The organism is Variovorax sp. GrIS 2.14 (genome assembly GCF_046115955.1).
Taxonomy (GTDB): Bacteria; Pseudomonadota; Gammaproteobacteria; order Burkholderiales; family Burkholderiaceae_C; genus Variovorax.
In genome coordinates this window covers 106,746-122,457 of sequence record NZ_JBJXIA010000009.1, presented here as the reverse complement: position 1 = coordinate 122,457, position 15,712 = coordinate 106,746, and the positions used below count along the sequence as shown (strand labels likewise).

12 protein-coding genes and 1 pseudogene are annotated in these 15,712 nt (G+C 63.9%); 1 reads left to right on the top strand and 12 read right to left on the bottom strand.

All coding sequences use genetic code 11. From position 1 onward, the window contains the following. Positions 1 to 96: 96 nt before the first annotated feature. Positions 97 to 606, bottom strand: coding sequence for an Lrp/AsnC family transcriptional regulator (locus tag RCH10_RS16110; RefSeq protein WP_409053160.1), 510 nt, complete (start codon positions 604 to 606; stop codon positions 97 to 99). A 64-nt stretch (positions 607 to 670) separates the two neighbouring features. On the opposite strand from RCH10_RS16110, the gene ilvB reads away from it, so the two are divergent. Then, a complete protein-coding gene (gene ilvB, locus RCH10_RS16105; protein WP_409053159.1) occupies positions 671 to 2,458 on the top strand; it encodes a biosynthetic-type acetolactate synthase large subunit in 1,788 nt (595 codons plus the stop codon). Positions 2,459 to 2,476: 18 nt separating this feature from the next. Here ilvB and RCH10_RS16100 read toward each other — a convergent pair whose 3' ends face one another. The 11 genes and pseudogenes from RCH10_RS16100 to RCH10_RS16050 form a co-directional block, all read right to left on the bottom strand. Beyond that, positions 2,477 to 2,677, bottom strand: coding sequence for a hypothetical protein (locus RCH10_RS16100; protein ID WP_187051752.1), 201 nt, complete (start codon positions 2,675 to 2,677; stop codon positions 2,477 to 2,479). Between the two features lie 157 nt (positions 2,678 to 2,834). After that, positions 2,835 to 3,314, bottom strand: coding sequence for a hypothetical protein (locus RCH10_RS16095; RefSeq protein WP_409053158.1), 480 nt, complete (start codon positions 3,312 to 3,314; stop codon positions 2,835 to 2,837). A gap of 119 nt (positions 3,315 to 3,433) precedes the next feature. Next, a complete protein-coding gene (locus RCH10_RS16090) occupies positions 3,434 to 4,465 on the bottom strand; it encodes a CaiB/BaiF CoA transferase family protein (RefSeq protein ID WP_409053157.1) in 1,032 nt (343 codons plus the stop codon). Between the two features lie 241 nt (positions 4,466 to 4,706). Further along, positions 4,707 to 5,933: an aminotransferase class III-fold pyridoxal phosphate-dependent enzyme gene (locus RCH10_RS16085; protein ID WP_409053156.1), complete on the bottom strand. Its 1,227-nt coding sequence runs from the start codon at positions 5,931 to 5,933 to the stop codon at positions 4,707 to 4,709. 116 nt (positions 5,934 to 6,049) lie between these two features. After that, positions 6,050 to 7,114, bottom strand: coding sequence for an ABC transporter ATP-binding protein (locus RCH10_RS16080; RefSeq protein WP_409053155.1), 1,065 nt, complete (start codon positions 7,112 to 7,114; stop codon positions 6,050 to 6,052). Then, entirely contained in the window at positions 7,111 to 8,118 is a 1,008-nt protein-coding gene (locus RCH10_RS16075; RefSeq protein ID WP_409053154.1) for an ABC transporter ATP-binding protein, read from the bottom strand. Before RCH10_RS16075 ends, RCH10_RS16080 begins: the two co-directional genes overlap by 4 nt. A gap of 16 nt (positions 8,119 to 8,134) precedes the next feature. Continuing rightward, positions 8,135 to 9,049 (bottom strand): ABC transporter permease, encoded by a 915-nt coding sequence (locus RCH10_RS16070; RefSeq protein WP_409053153.1) that lies wholly within the window; start codon positions 9,047 to 9,049, stop codon positions 8,135 to 8,137. Continuing rightward, positions 9,042 to 9,986 carry an ABC transporter permease gene (locus tag RCH10_RS16065; RefSeq protein ID WP_409053152.1) on the bottom strand — a complete coding sequence of 315 codons (945 nt, stop codon included), beginning with the start codon at positions 9,984 to 9,986 and terminating at the stop codon, positions 9,042 to 9,044. Before RCH10_RS16065 ends, RCH10_RS16070 begins: the two co-directional genes overlap by 8 nt. Positions 9,987 to 9,988: 2 nt before the next feature. After that, positions 9,989 to 11,545 carry an ABC transporter substrate-binding protein gene (locus RCH10_RS16060; RefSeq protein WP_323502350.1) on the bottom strand — a complete coding sequence of 519 codons (1,557 nt, stop codon included), beginning with the start codon at positions 11,543 to 11,545 and terminating at the stop codon, positions 9,989 to 9,991. An 86-nt stretch (positions 11,546 to 11,631) separates the two neighbouring features. After that, positions 11,632 to 13,368 (bottom strand): N,N-dimethylformamidase beta subunit family domain-containing protein, encoded by a 1,737-nt coding sequence (locus tag RCH10_RS16055; RefSeq protein ID WP_409053151.1) that lies wholly within the window; start codon positions 13,366 to 13,368, stop codon positions 11,632 to 11,634. A gap of 80 nt (positions 13,369 to 13,448) precedes the next feature. Next, a pseudogene (locus tag RCH10_RS16050) lies at positions 13,449 to 15,662 on the bottom strand (penicillin acylase family protein); the annotation flags it as partial. Positions 15,663 to 15,712: the final 50 nt, after the last annotated feature.

Genomic DNA, 15,712 nt, shown 5'->3' with positions numbered 1-15,712 from the left:
GGGCCTTCGCAACGCTGCCCCAATGCGATCAGTTCCGGTGTAACGACTACGCCGTTGAGACCGTCGAAATCGAGCATCGCATCGCGCATCGGCGAGTTACTCGCGCCCGTGCCCGGTCAGTGGCACGCTCGACTCCTTCAGCACCCGCAGCACGAAGTGCGACTTGCTGTGTCGGATGCCGGGAATCTTGTAGAGCTTTTCGCGCAGCAGCCGCTCGTAGTCGCGGGTGTCGCGCACGCGGATGCGAATGTAGTAGTCGTAGTCACCGGAGACGAGGTAGGCCTCCTGTATCTCCGGAATGGTCGCCAGCACCTTGCCGAACTCATACAGTGTTTCGTCGGTGTGACTCTCCAGCGTGAGCTGCACGATGACCGAGTCGTGGTAACCGATCTTCGAAGCGTCGATGTCGACGGTGTAGCGCTTGATGACGCCTTGCGCCTCGAGCTTCTTGATGCGCGTCCAGCAACTGGTGGGCGACAGGCCGACCTCGGCGCCGATCTCCTGCAGCGTCTTGCGCGAGTCCTGTTGCAGCTCCCGCAGAATGGCGAAATCGATCTTGTCGGAAGAATTTTCGGTTAAATCGTCTTTGGTGCGAACAGGCTTCATATAAACGAGGCGATCAGGCGTTGAAAAGATGCAAATTCTGCCCGTGTTGCCGAACAATGGGGCCATGAAAACACCGGTCGCCGAATTTGCTTCGCCTTCGCTTTCGCCGCTCGCATCGGCGTACCGCACCCGAAACGGTGCCGAAGCGCTGCTCGACACGCTCATCGAATGCGGCGTCGACACGATCTTCGGTTACCCCGGCGGCGCCGCGCTGCCGCTGTACGACGCGCTGCATGGAGAACCGCGCCTGCGCCACATCCTGGTTCGCCACGAGCAAGCCGCCGTCCACGCAGCAGAAGGCTATGCACGCACGACGGGCAAGGTCGGCGTCGTGCTCGTCACGTCGGGGCCGGGTATCGCCAACACCATCAGCGGGTTGCTCGACGCGATCAGCGATTCGATCCCGGTGCTGTGCATCAGCGGACAGGTCGCGAGCACCGTCATTGGCACCAATGCGTTTCAGGAGAGCGATGCGCTGGGCATGTCGCGGCCGGTGACCAAGTGGAACCACCAGCCGCGCACGCCGCACGAGATCCCCGAAGTCGTGCGGCGTGCATTGGAGATCGCATCGTCGGGTCGGCCCGGCCCGGTGCTGATCGACGTGCCGAAAGATGTGCAACTGATGCCGCTCGGCCACGCATCGACGGAGCGGTTCAGGTCGTCGCTCGTTCAAGCGACAGCCTTGCCGCCACGCGGCACGCTGGAGCGCGCAGCCGATCTGTTGTCGACTGCTCGTCGACCTGTCATCTACGGTGGCGGCGGGCTCATCAACGCCGGCCCCAAAGCATGTGCCGCATTCACCCGACTGGTCCGCCTGATCGATGCGCCTTGCACGCTCACTCTGATGGGGCTCGGCGCCTTCCCCGCATCCGATTCGCACTTCATCGGCATGCTCGGCATGCACGGCGCGTTGGAGGCCAACCTGGCGATGCACGAGGCCGACCTGGTGGTGTGCATCGGCGCGCGCTTCGACGACCGCGTCACCGGCAAGCTCGACGAGTTCTGCCCGCACGCCCGCAAGATTCACATCGACATCGACCCCGGCAGCATCAACAAGGTGGTGAAGGTCGACGTGCCAATCGTCGGCGATTGCGGCGCAGTGCTCGATGCACTGCTGTCGATGCCGAGCCTCGAAGGCCTGGCACCGGACCGCCTCGCGCCTTGGTGGGCGCGCATCGAACGCTGGCGCGCGGAGCGCTGTTTCGACTTTGCGGAACGCCCCGGCGTCATCCTTCCGCAGCAACTGATGGCGACTTTGCAGACCGCGCTGGAAGGGCGCGATGCCATCGTCTCGACCGACGTCGGCCAGCACCAGATGTGGGCCGCGCAATACCTCAAGTTCGAGCGCCCTGGCCGCTGGCTGACATCGGGCGGTGCCGGGACGATGGGATATGGCGTACCGGCTGCCATCGGCGCGCAGGTAGCGCACCCCGACGCGCTGGTGGTGTGCGTGAGCGGCGATGCATCGGTGCTGATGAACATCCAGGAACTGTCGACCGCCATGCAGCATGGCACGCCGGTCAAGGTCGTGCTGTCGAACAACGGCTATATGGGAATGGTGCGCCAGTGGCAGGAGCTGAACCACGGCAACCGCCTGAGCCACAGCTGGAACGAGGCATTGCCGGATTTCGTGGCGCTGGCCAGAGCCTTTGGCTGGGGTGCGCGCCGTGTGTCCGATCCGGCTGAGCTATCGGATGCGCTGGCCGAGTGCCTGGCCTGGGATGGGCCGTTCTTTCTCGACGTGCAGGTCGCGGCGCAGGAGAACTGCTTTCCGATGATGCCGTCGGGGCATGGGCATCACAAGGTCATGCTCAGCAAGGACCGGTGGTACTCGGACGACGCGACAACGTGAGCAAAACACTGCCGATGCTTAGAAGCCGCCCATCAGTGTCGTCGGGCAACCGAGGTCGACTGAAGAATCGAACGCGACCGGCTGGTTGTTATCGCCCGTCGAAAACAACAGGGTTGCGAATACCAGGCCCATGCAAACTGCGATGGCCATGAACCCGAAGCTGTAGACCAAACCGGCCATCACGAGGGGGCTGAGGAGGAGTGCGATGCGTCTGTACATGCGCCAATCATCGGGGGCGCCTGCAATCCGGTCCATGATTTAAATCACGGTCGGATCACATGTGTGTCTTGATTGTCATCGGTGAATTCTTTCGACTTACAACGGGCGGGCAATACGGGCTGAATCAGGCGCACTGCAGCGCCCGCGCCGTCGATAGTCAGCGACGGTAGCCGTCCCAATCGCCACGATAACCACGGTCGCCGCGATCACCGCGGTAGTAACCGTCATGGTCGCGATGCTCGCGATGCTCACGGTAGTATCGGCCGCCGTCACGATAGGCAGGCTCGAAGTCCACTTGCGACGGGCCATAGAAACGCGGCGGAGGCGGGCGGTTGTAGAACGGTGCCGGCGGCGCGTAGTAGACGGTTTCAGGGGGACGAACGCGAACGGGTTGCGCGTCGTAATAGATCGGGGCAGCGACCGGCGCCGGCCGTGCATACACGGGCGCTGGTTCGTAGTAATTGGGCTCATAAACCGGCGACGGACCATAGGCCGGTTCGCCGACGACAACGCCCGGCAAATTGATGCCCACAGACCACTGCGTCCCTGCATTGGCCAGGGAGGAAGCCATGACACCGGCCACCGCGAGCGAGCCCACGGCAACCACCTTGAACCACATCGAGCTTGAACGAGTCATCGAGATCTCCAACAGGCAAAGACGCCTGTTGATCCAACGCGACGAGCGCGCGGGTCGTGCACTGAGGCTGTGCAAAGCTGGTGTAAACGATCTCGCGGATTGAAGGTTGTTTCGACGCTTTACAGCGCGCTGAAGCGTGGTGCCGCCTGTGTATCGACCCTGCCTGAGGCGGTGCGCGGAAACAGGTTTCGCGAAACATTATGAGGATGGGCGGCAGCCTCTTCGATGCTCAGCACCGGCGCAAAACAGACATCGGTGCCTTCCAGCAGTTCACTCCATGCATCGCGCGTTCGGGTCCTGAACTTTGCAGCGAAGCGTGCCTTGAGGGCAGGCCATTTGTCGCGGGACAACTGCTCGGTCGGGTCGACGTCTTTCATCTCCAGTTTGTCGAGCAGCAGCGAATAGAACTGCGGTTCGAGTGCGCCGATGGTGACGAATTTTCCGTCGGAACATTCATAAGTGTCGTACTGCGGCGAATCATGAAAGGCGCTGGGTTGCGTGCCGCCGATCTGATTGTTGCCATGCAGCCAGTGCACCAGCGTGCCTAGCATCGCAACCATGTCGAGGATCGCGGCATCGACCACGCAGCCGCGGCCGGTGGTGCGTGCGGCGAACACGCCGCTCACGATGCCAAACGCGAGCCCGAGCGCACCTGCCGAATCGCCGACCACGGTGGGCGGCACGATCGGCGGCTGACCTGGCCGAGCCACCAGCGACAGCAAGCCACTCAGCGCGACATAGTTGAGGTCATGCCCCGCGACCGGCGCCAGCGGGCCGGTCTGGCCCCAGCCCGTCATGCGGCCGTACACCAGCTTCGGATTGCGCACCTTGCACGCATCGGGTCCGAGGCCCAGGCGCTCCATCACGCCGGGGCGGTTGCCTTCGATCAACGCGTCGGCAGTGGCCACGAGGTCCAGCGCTGCTGCAACCGCCTCCGGCTTTTTGAGGTCGAGCACGACGACCTTCTTGTTCGCGCGCAAGGGGTTCTCCGCGTCGCCGCCCATACGCTGGACTGCGCCCGCGATCGGTCGGGCAACGACGGTCACGTCGGCGCCGAAAGACGCGAGGATGCGCCCTGCGACGGGGCCCGGACCGATGCCCTCGAACTCAACGACCTTCAGGCCGGTCAGCGGCAAATTCACGGCGTTCATTGGATATTTCTTCAGGTCTTCAGAGATGGCGCGGGTCGTTGAAAACGGGCGCGACACCGTCTTCGACCCGCCAGATGGCCGATGGCGACGCGACGGCGTCGGACCGCGGTGAACATGCATTCGACAATGTCGCGCCTCTCGATGGTTGATGTGAGGGGCCTCGACTTTGACGTCGATCGACTTTCATTTCCATCGAGGGTTTCACGGGGTCGCCATGTCCCCGGTTGGAAAGGCTCGGTGTCTAGCCGGCGAGGGCTTCGAAGCCGGCCGCCGCAGCCGACAACGCCTTGTCGATGTCCTCCGGTTGGTGCGCGGCCGACAAGAACATGTTGTGTCGCGGGTGGAAATACGCACCGGCGCGCAACGTCGCAGCGCAGAACCTGCGGCCCTTCGCATTGTCGGCGTCGTCGTCGAACAGGACCATCGGCATCTGCACCGGACCGGTCTGGCGGATGCCGATGCCGGCTTGATCGGACAGCTTGGCAAGGCCGTCGCGCAGCCGCTGGCCCATCGCGACGAGGTGCGCGATGGTGTTCGATGCCTTCGTCTCCTGCAGCGTGGCGATGGCCGCGGCCATGGGCGGTGCCTCGCACCAGAAGGAGCCGGTGACGTAGATGCGTCCCGCGCCTTCGCGGAACCGCTCGTTCCCGGTGACGGCCGCGAGCGGGTAGCCGTTGGCGATGCCCTTGCTGAACGCGCTGAGGTCGGGGCGCACGCCCAACGCTTCCCAGCTGCCGGCCGCGTGCAGCCGGAAACCTGCACGCACGTCGTCGAGGATCAACGCGGCATCGGCGGCGGTCGCTACGGCGCGCAGGGCCTTTGCGAACTCGATCGTCGGCATCTCCTGGTCGCGGCCGATGTCGTGGCGGAAGGCAGTGACCAGGATCGCGGCGAGATCCGTTCCCGCTTCTTGCACCGCTGCGTTCAGGCTGGCGATGTCGTTGTACTGGTACTGGATGACATGGGCGCGGTCTTCGGTCGTGACGCCCACCAGCGAGGGCGAGCACCAGGGCACCGCCCCGTGGTACGAGCCCTGCGCCACGAGGATCTTGCGGCGGCCGGTGCCGGCGCGTGCGATCGTTACGCAAGTGGTGGTCGCATCGGTGCCGTTCTTCTGGAACAAGGCCCAGTCGGCGTGGGCGATGCGATCGACCAGCGTTTCGGCCAGCTCGACCAGCGCAGGGGCAGGGCCGTTCATGCTGATCCCCAATGCGGCCTGCTTTTGGTAAGCAGCGTCGACGCCCGCATGGTGATGGCCGAGCAGCACGGGCCCCCAGCTGCACATCAGGTCGACGTATTCGCGGCCATCGACATCCCACACATGGCAGCCTGTGGCGCGGGCGAAAAACTGCGGGTACCCCTCCGGCAATGGAGCGGCGTTCTGGTGGCCGTACATGCCACCGGGGATGACCTGTTTGGCGCGAGCGCGCAGAGCGAGATCGATCTCACCGTCATGTCGTTGATTCATGTCGTAGCTCCTTGCTGCACCACAGCGTATATATGATATATCACAGCGGCGAAAAATTCTGGTCTGAGGTCTGACTTGTGGTGGTGTCGCATGTCGGTCTTCAGACCGGCGTGCGGTCAGTCGCGCAGTCGGTCTTCCAGTGAAGCCGCAATGGGCGCGGCTGTCATGAACGAGGCCGTTGCCGGTGGTGCAGTCATCGGTTCGTACAAGTGGCAAGCGGCCTCGTGTCCCGGCGCCAAGGCCTTGAGTTGCGGCACCTCATTCCGGCAGCGCTCGAATGCATGCGGACATCGCGTATGAAAAGTGCAACCGGTCGGCGGGCTCAACAGACTCGGCAATTCGCCTCGTACGTTGGCTGCCAGTCGATGGCGAGGATCGGGCCGCGGAATGGCTTCGAGCAGCGTCTGCGTGTACGGATGCTTGGGCGTGGCGTAGAGCGCGGCGCGCGGCGCGACTTCGACGATGGCGCCGGCGTACATCACGGCGACGCGGTGCGAGATGTTGCGCACGACAGCCAGGTCGTGCGCTATGAAGAGGTAGCTCAGCCCGAAGGCCTCTTGCAAGTCGATCAGCAGGTTGACCACCTGCGCCTGCAGCGAGACGTCGAGGGCGGACACCGGCTCGTCGCAGACGATGAACTCCGGCTTGAGCGCCAGCGCACGAGCGATGCCGATGCGCTGCCGCTGCCCGCCGGAAAATTCGTGCGGAAACCGATCGCCACACGAGCGCGGCAGGCCGACGGTGTCGAGCAGTTCCTGAATGCGAAGCTGCCGATCGTGACGTGTGCGGCCGCCGGCCACGTCGATCGGCTCGGCGATCGCATCGCCGATGCGCATGCGCGGATTCAGCGAACCCTGCGGGTCTTGAAAGACGAACTGCACGCGCTTGCGAACGTGCGCCAGAGCCTGCTGCGCATCGGCGCCGGTGATCTCTTCATCGAACAAACGGATGCGGCCCGATGTGGCCGGGATGAGTCCGACCAGCATGCGGCCGGTGGTCGACTTGCCCGAGCCCGATTCGCCGACCAAACCCAGCGTTTCGCCGCGCGCGATGTCGAAGCTGACTTGACGCACGGCGCGAAGCGTGCGCGCCGGCGTTCCCGCCTGCCGCTTGAGCGCGAACGTTTTCTCGAGGTCGCGCACCGTGACGATCGTATCGGGCAAGGTTGCGTCTGGTGTCATGGCGTGTCTGCGATGGCGCCGAAAGCGGCCAGGCGCGGTGGGCAACGGCTCCAGCGCAGCGCGGATGCCGGGAGCAGGGCGGGCGGGATTTCGTGGCACACGGGCAGCGCCTCAGGACAGCGCGGGCTGAAGCGGCAGCCCGGAATGTGCACTGAAGGATCGGGGATGCTGCCGGCAATCGACTTCAGCCGGCCGGGCTCGCCATCCAGCCGTGGAATGGCAGCCAGCAGGCCGTCGGTGTAGGGATGCAGCGGCTTGCCGAAAAGGTCCAGAACAGGGGCCGACTCGATCACCTGGCCGGCGTACATCACCACCACGCGATCCGCGAACTGCGCAATCACCCCGAGGTCATGCGTGATGAGGACCACCGACATGTCGAGCTCCGACTGCAGCTCTTTAAGCAGCTGAAGGATCTGAGACTGGATCGTGACGTCGAGTGCGGTGGTTGGCTCGTCTGCTATCAAAACCTTGGGTTGGCAAGCGATGGCGATGGCGATGACGACGCGCTGGCGCATCCCGCCAGAGAGACGGTGCGGGTAGTCGTCGATGCGCCGGGCTGCATCCGGAATGCGCACCAGCCCCAGCAGCTCGATCGCCCGCTTTCGCGCCGCGGCTGCGGTCAGCCCCTGATGCAGACGCAGCGGCTCGATGATCTGGTCGGCGATGGTCAATACGGGGTTCAGCGACGACATCGGGTCCTGAAAGATCATCGCGATCTCGGCACCGCGGATGCGCCGCATCTGCGGCTCGGGCAGCTTGAGGAGATCGCGATCGTTGAAGACGATGGTGCCGCTAGAGATCCGGCTCGTCGCACGCGCGTGCAGCCGCAAGATCGACAGCGCACTGACGCTCTTGCCGCTGCCCGATTCGCCGACGATGCCCAGGCATTCGCGCCGACCGATGCTGAAGCTCACGTCGCGAATGGCGGAGACCCAGCCATCGTCACCGCGGAACTCCACGGTCAGGTTGTTGACTGCGAGCACGGGTGATTCGGGTTGCCCCATCGGTTCCGGCACCACCTCAGGCCTCCACTTTCAGCCGCGGGTCGAGCACGTCGCGCAGACCATCGCCCAGCAGGTTCATGCCCAGCGCAGCCAGGCTGATAGCCAAGCCCGGAAACAACATGATCCACCAGGCCTCTATCGAATAGTCACGGCCTTCCGCGATGATGTTTCCCCAACTCGGCGCCGGCGGCGGCGGGCCGATGCCGAGAAAGCTGAGCGCGGCTTCGGCCAGGATGGCGTAAGCAAAAACGAAGGTCAGCTGAACGACCAGCGGCCCCATGCAGTTGGGCAGGATGTGCCGGAAGATCATGCGCAGATGGCCGGCGCCCGAAAGGCGTGCTGCCTCGACGTATTCCATCTCGCGAATCACCAGCGTCGAGGCGCGCGTGATGCGTGCCGTGCGCGGTATGTACGCGACGGTCAGCGCGACGATGACGCTGGTGGTCTGCGGGCCAAGCGCTGCGCTGATGCCGATAGCCAGGAGGATGGCGGGGAACGCGAGCAGCGCATCCATGAAGCGCATCAAGGGCGAATCGAGGCGGCGGAAGTAGCCGGCAGCAATGCCGATGAAGGCGCCGATGGTGCCCGATGCCAGCGCCACCGAAAGCCCGATGAACAGCGACAGCCGCGCGCCTTGCAGCACGCGGGTCAGCATGTCGCGGCCGAACATGTCGGCACCGAAGAGCATCGTGCTCGATGGCGGCTTGAAGCGGTTGCGCATGCGCATCGCAGTCGGGTCGAGACCGGTGAGCATCGGACCGAAGATCGCGGCCAGCACCAACAGCGTGATGATGACCAGGCCGATCACGAACGAGCGGTGCTTGAAGAGCTTGCGAACCAGCCGCAGCTTTCGCCGGGGCGCGAGCAACTGCGCGGCGCTTGCCGGCTGTGCGTTGCCATTTGATTTCGACAGCACCGCCGCCTCAGTCATAGCGCACCCGCGGGTCGACCAGCGTGTAGGCCAGGTCGACACAGACATTGACGAGCACGAAGGCGAAGCCCAGCAACAGCATCGTTCCCTGGATCAGTGGGTAGTCGCGCGCCATGATCCCTTGCACCACCAGCCGCCCGATACCGGGCAGCGCGAACACCTGCTCGATGACGACCGAGCCGCCGATGAGCAGCGACAGGATGATGCCGCTCACCGTGACCACCGACATCAGGGAGTTGCGAAAGGCATGTTTGCCGATAGTCACCCACTCGTTCAGACCCTTGGCGCGCGCGGTGCGGATGTAGTCCTGGTCGAGCACGTCGAGCATGCTGGAGCGCGTCATGCGCGCGAGGTAGCCGATCTGGAATAGCGCGAGGATGGCGGCCGGTTGCACCATCGATCGCAGCCACGGGCCGAAGCCTTGCGACAGCGGCGCATAGCCGGAAGAGGGCAGCCAGCGCAACTCCACCGAAAAGACGATGACCGAGATGATCGCGATCCAGAAGCTGGGGATCGACACGCCGATGAGCGCGACGCCCATCACGGCCGAATCGATCCAGGTGTTGCGGTAGTAGGCCGCGATGATGCCGAGCGCGATGCCGACCGGCACCGTGATGGCAAAGGCCAGCAGCGCGAGCGACAGCGTCACAGGTAGCCGGGCGATCACCGCGCTGAACACGCCCTGGTTCAGCATCAGCGACTGCCCGAAATCGCCGCGTGCCAGATTGCCCAGCCAGGCGATGAGCTGCTCCCAGATCGGACGATCGAGTCCGAGCTGATGACGCAGCTTGTCGATGGCTTCGGGCGATGCGTCCGGGCCGGCCATGACCACCGCTGGGTCGCCCGGCAGCATGTGCATCAAGACGAACGCGAGTATCGCGACCAGGACGATGACCGGAATCGCCTGCAGCAGCCGGAAGATGACGTTGCGCGCCACCGTTACTTCAGGCTGACGTTCCAGAAGCGCGGCAGATAGAAGCTCGCGAAGTTATCGACCTTCTTCTTGTTGAAGGCGTTGATCGTGCCCATGTCGACGATCTTGATCATGTAGGCCTGTTCGAGCACCTGCTTCTCGATGACGTCCCATGCTTCCTTGCGTTTGCCGGCGTCCAGCGAGGTGTAGAACTTTTCGTAAGCGGCGTCGAGGACAGCGTCGTTCTTCACCTGCGGGAAGGTGTAGAACATCGTGCGCCACTGCTGCGGACCGAGCAATGGGTTCGAGCAGAAGCTGGTGGTCGACACGTTCCATGTCCCGGTGCCGCGCTGCATGTTGCTGGCGTTGGTGGTCCAGTCGACCACGTCGACATTGACGTTCATGCCGGCCGCCTTCATCAACTCCGACAACACGAGGATCGAGGTGCGGAAGTTGGGGTAGTTCGACGTCGTTTGCAGCGTGATCGGCTCGTTCTTGTAGCCGGCTTCGGCCAGCAGCTTCTTGGCTTTGTCCGGGCTTTTCTGGTCGTAGTAGACCTTCATCTTGTCGCCCTGGTAGTACGGGCTGAACGGGTACACCAGCGAGTGGTTCATCTTGGCGATCTGGCCGGTAGCGGTCGAGATTTCTTCGACATCGACCACTGCGTTGATGGCCTGGCGGATCTTCGGATTGGCCGTCGGCCCTTGCGAGCTGTTGACGATGAAGACCTGCATGCAATACGGGAACACCGTCTGCGTCTGGATGTCCGGGTCGCTGGCAAATCGCTTGGCGAGTTCGGGCGGGATGCTGGCTGCGACATCGACGTCGCCGGCCTGCAAGGCAGCGACACGGGCGTTGGCTTCTGGGATGAATCGGTAGCGCACCGAGTCCACGTAAGCGATGCGCCTGCCGGCATAGCCGTCGATGCCCTTGTAGCTTTCGTTGGCGGTGTAGCCATCGAAGCGTTCGAGTACCAGGTGGCTGTCCTTGGTCCACTCGCCCAACTTGAACGGGCCGCTGCCGATCACGTCGGCACCCCGCGCCGGCTTGTCTTTTTGCGAGGCCGGCAAGATGACGAACGGATACACCGGGCTCTTCAGGATGTCGACGAAGACCGAGTTGGTCTTGTTGAGTTTGACGATGAACGTTTCGGGGTCGGGCGCTGTCGCGCTGGCCACGTCGCTGAAGATCACTGCGTTGGGGCTGATCTTGCGATAGCGCTCGAAAGAGGCGAGCACATCGGCAGAGGTCAGGACGCTGCCGTCATGAAACTTCACGCCCTTGCGGATCTTGAAGGTGAAGGTCTTGGCGTCGTCTGCAATGGTGTAGCTCGACGCGATCATCGGTCGCGTCTCGTAGTTTTCACCGACGGTGATGAGCGAGTCGTACAGGTGGTGAATCACCTCCAGCTCGACCGCGCTGCTCGACACATAAGGGTCGAGCGTGCCCGGCCCCGACACATAGGCATAGCGCAATTGGCCACCCTTTTTCTGTGCGTGGACCGGCATGTTCGCCGCAGCTGCAAAGAGTGCGGCAATGGCCGCGACAGTCACCAACTTCTTGAAGATCGTGCGAACGGACATGCCTGCTCCTTAGGTGAAGAGAGAGAGTCAATTTATATGATATATCGGCCAAGCGCCATCACCTGCAAGCGACGTGCCAACGCAGTTCAGGTTTTGTCGGTGAAGCGCTTCAGCACGTTGCGGGTGATCTTGCTCGTGAAGAACTCGTTGCGCTTCAGTCCCATGATCCATTCGCAAGTGCCTGCGGTGACGACCTCGCCTTTGCCCCGCGGCATGTGCACCAGCATGCCCGAACCGTATCGGGCCTTGGCCAACGATTCTTCTGATTGATCGCCATAGAGCGACATCGACGCGCCCCGCATGTCGCTTTCGCCGAGGTAATAGCGGTAGCCTTCTTCGGCGAACATCGATTCGACCTTCAGGGCCGGTGACATCGCCAGGATGGAGACACTCGCCGGCGCACCGTCTTCGCCGGTCGGGTAGGGCAGGCCGTAGCGAAAGGTGTAGTCGAGCCCATCGACCTCGTACGAAAAGATGTTGGCAGACGCACCGAAGATGTCGCCGTAACCCAATTGCGTGCCTTCGAAAACCCAGTGGTCTTCCCGGTACACGGTAAAGCCCTTGGAGCCGCGCGGTGCGAAGCCGCCCCACGATGCGTAGATGCCTTGCAGGCCGTTGACGCCAACCGTCGTCGCGCCCGGCCAGTTCACCACCTTGCTCTCCCATGCGCAGGTCAAAAGGTGTTGCTTGTCGGTGCCGTACACAGGGTCTTCGGCGTAGCGGGCCTTGTAGCAAACCTGGCGCGTGCCGTTGTCTTCGAGCCGAACCTGCCACATGAAATTGCCGCCGAAGCGCGCGAGCGAGCCGCCTTCGTCGACGAAGCGGTCGATGCGCGTACGCATGTCATGCGTCCAGTATTCGTCGTGACCGACGATGACCACCGCCTTGTAGCGGTCCAGGATCTCGGGCCGGTAGTGCAGGTCGGTCTGCGTGATCATGTCGAAGGCGATGCCTTCGCGCTCGGCCCAGGTCACGAAGTGGCGGTCGTACTGCGCCCATCCGGACGCTGCAAAGAAGTACCCGTAGCCGTAGCTCCAGGCCCAGTCTTTCGGGTGATAGCGCGGGGCAGTCAGCGGGTCGGGAACCGGCTCGGCGCAGATGCGCGGTGCGCCTTCCGGCAACCACACCATGCCGCGCGTCCAGGGCCGCAGCAGGCTCAATTCCGGTGACGACGAATTCTGGTCGGCGCCGTCGACGCCGATGTAGCTGCTGGCGCCGCCCCAGTCGTTGTAGGCCATCCATGTCGAGGTCGGCAAGATCATCAGCAACTTGGCGGTCTGCGTTTTTTCGGTCGGGCGCACGACAAAGAAATGATGCTGCACGTAGCGTCCGCCGTCGGGCCGGATACAGGTCGAGATGATCTTGTAGAAGCCGGAGCGGGCGTCCGCTGGAATGGTCCAGCGCAGGCTTTCGGGCCACTGGCACCCGGCCTTGTAGGCGTCTTTAGGGGCGGCATGGAATACGCCGGGCAAGTCGTCCTGCTTGAAGACGGTTTGCGGTTCCAGTCCATCGAGCACCACTTCGAGCATCCAGACCGGTGCATAGGTGCTGCTGTGGAACGTGACCGTGTCGCCCGGATCGTACGAAATCGCATCGGTGTACGTGTGCACCTCGGGCCACGACGGATCTTCGCGCGGGCCGTCGTACCAGCGCCGATCGGACCACCCGCTGTCCGCGTACATCGGACCGATGCTCGGCTGCCCCATGTTGATGGCACGGATGCTGCGACGGTCTCCGTTTGCGCGCTGACCGAAGGAGTTGACTCGCTTCGGTGGAGTGGAAGAGTCAGGCGTTGGGGCTGCCGGGTCGGGTGCGTCGCTCAAGGTCATGCTCCTGAAGAGATAGCCCGCAGGTTATATGATATATCCGGTGGAGCGCAAGAGGTTTGAGCCTGAGCTTTGCTTCAGTCTGCCGGAACCATCGCGGTGCGGGTCGAGGCTGCTGCGATCACATCCCAGTCGTAGTGCATCGGCACCATCTTGCATTGCGACCACGCCGCGTGCTGGTCGGTGTAGTGCGGGCTTTCGGGTTGACCTGAGACGCCGCCAAACACGATCCACTTCGAGTTTTCCCAAGCGCCGACGTCGAACACATAGCGTGCGACCGCCCCGTAGAGCGCGTTCAACCCTCCGGTCGACAGGCTGCCGTTGGCCATCACCGTGTCGTTGTCGCCGCCGACTTGCGCGCCGGGCGGATTCAGCTGCGCAGCGGCCTCCGGGAACTGCGCGGCGAGCGGATGAGACAGCGCTGCCGTGTGGTGTTCGCCCCAGGGGCGACCATCGAAAATCCGTGCTGCGCGAGCCAGCGCTTCTGCGAAAGCGTCTGACCACTGCGTGCCACCGAGCAGCGAACGGTCGTCGGTGCGGAGAAGGTTCGGCAGCGTCCACCATAGCTGATTGACCGGCACAACGCCGGGCGGCACTTGGGTGAACGGATCGCTCTTGGTCGCATTCAATCCCGAGCGCTCGAGCAGCACGCCCGCCAGTTGCCAACGCATCGCCGCATACGCCGCGGCCGCGACCGAGTCGGCCGTCATGCGTGCGTCCCAGTCGACGATCAAAGCCTGCATCCGGCCGGCCTCTGCGGGTTGTGGCGGCAAGTCGCGCAGTCGTTGCTGGAACAGCGGCGCGGTCAGGCTGAGCACATCGCCATGCATCGCGGCCATGTCGTCGACCGTTGCTGAAGGCAAAGCGGCGAGTCGTGTCTCTAGCCGACGGGCGCGATAAGAGGGGTGGCAGTCGGTGCAGAAGTAGTGGCGGTCTCCCGGTTGCTCCGCAACGAAGCGGTTGTTTGCGGTGGCGAGGTAGCCGCGCGGCGGGTCGAACGTTTTGGGCATGTCGTCCCAGGGGATCTCGCCTTTCCAATCGTAGTCGCCGGTCCAGCCCGGCACGGGCAGCCAGCCGTTGAGGCGCGGGCGGTGCGGCACCACGGCGCGCACCAGGTGACCGATGCGGCCATCGACATCGGCTGCGACCAGGTTGTGATCGATCAGGCCCCAGCCGCGGGTCGCTTCGAACAGCGCATCGACCGTCTCGGCCTTGAGCATGCGCGGCAGGCAGTCGAAGGATCGGTCGGAGAGGGCGAATTGAACCGACCGCAGTGCGATGGCGCTGCCATTCGCCGGCGAGCCGGCAACGATCGGCCCATGTCGGGTCTCGACGATATCGATGGTCACGGGCTCGGCGCCACGTACCGTGATGACCTCATTGCGCACGGTGCTGTCGAGCCACTCGTCCTTGTACCAATAGCGCGCACCGCCGTCCTTGAACTGCTCGACGAAGAGATCGTGTATGTCGGCGAAGGCGTGGGTCACGCACCAGGCCACGCGGCCGTTGTGAGCAAAGTGCGGGTAGCCCGGCACGCCCGGCACGGTGAGGCCGATGACATCGAACTCACCGCAAGCCAGATGCGTTTGCACGTACATGCCAGGCATCTCGAATTGACGGTGTGGGTCGCCTGCCAGTAGCGGCCGGCCGGAGGCGGTGCGCGATGGCCCGACCACCCAGTTGTTGCTGCCGCCGCCAGTCGCATCCGATGCACCGAGCTGCGCGAGCGCCTCGATAGCGGGTGCGAGGTCTTGCAGGCTGGCGATCCAGCGCGCGGCTTCGGCGCCGGGCGGGATGCAGAGAAGGTCGCCATGGCCATTCTCATCGCCATCGTCGTAGCGCAGCTTGGCGATGTCGTCGGGGCCGATAGCGCCGAGTGCCGCCGCGCGCCACAGCTTGAACCACACCGAGCCCATCAGGAAACCGCGGTAGCGCATCACCGCGATGCTTTGCCACGGTTCCCACTGTTCAGGCGCGGCCCCGAGCAGGCTGTATTCCATCGGCAGCGGATGACCTTCGGCGAGGTATGCGTTCACGCCTTCGGCGTAGGCGTCGAGCATGGCGCGTGCATCGGAGCCGAGTGCGGCGTAGTCGGCTTGCGAGGCTCGGCTGCCGCCGAGTCGTCGCGCCAATGCATCGGCCGCCACGGCAGAAGGGCCGGCCCATTCGGCCCAGCGACCGGCCATCTTCAGACGCGTCGCATCCATTTGCCAAAGGCGGTCTTGCGCGTGCACGTAGCCTTGCACGAAGAACGCATCCCGGCTGCTGCCGGCGCGAATGTGCGGGATAAACCACGCGTCTCGTCAGACCTCGGCCGGTGCTGTCAAACCTTGAATTCGAA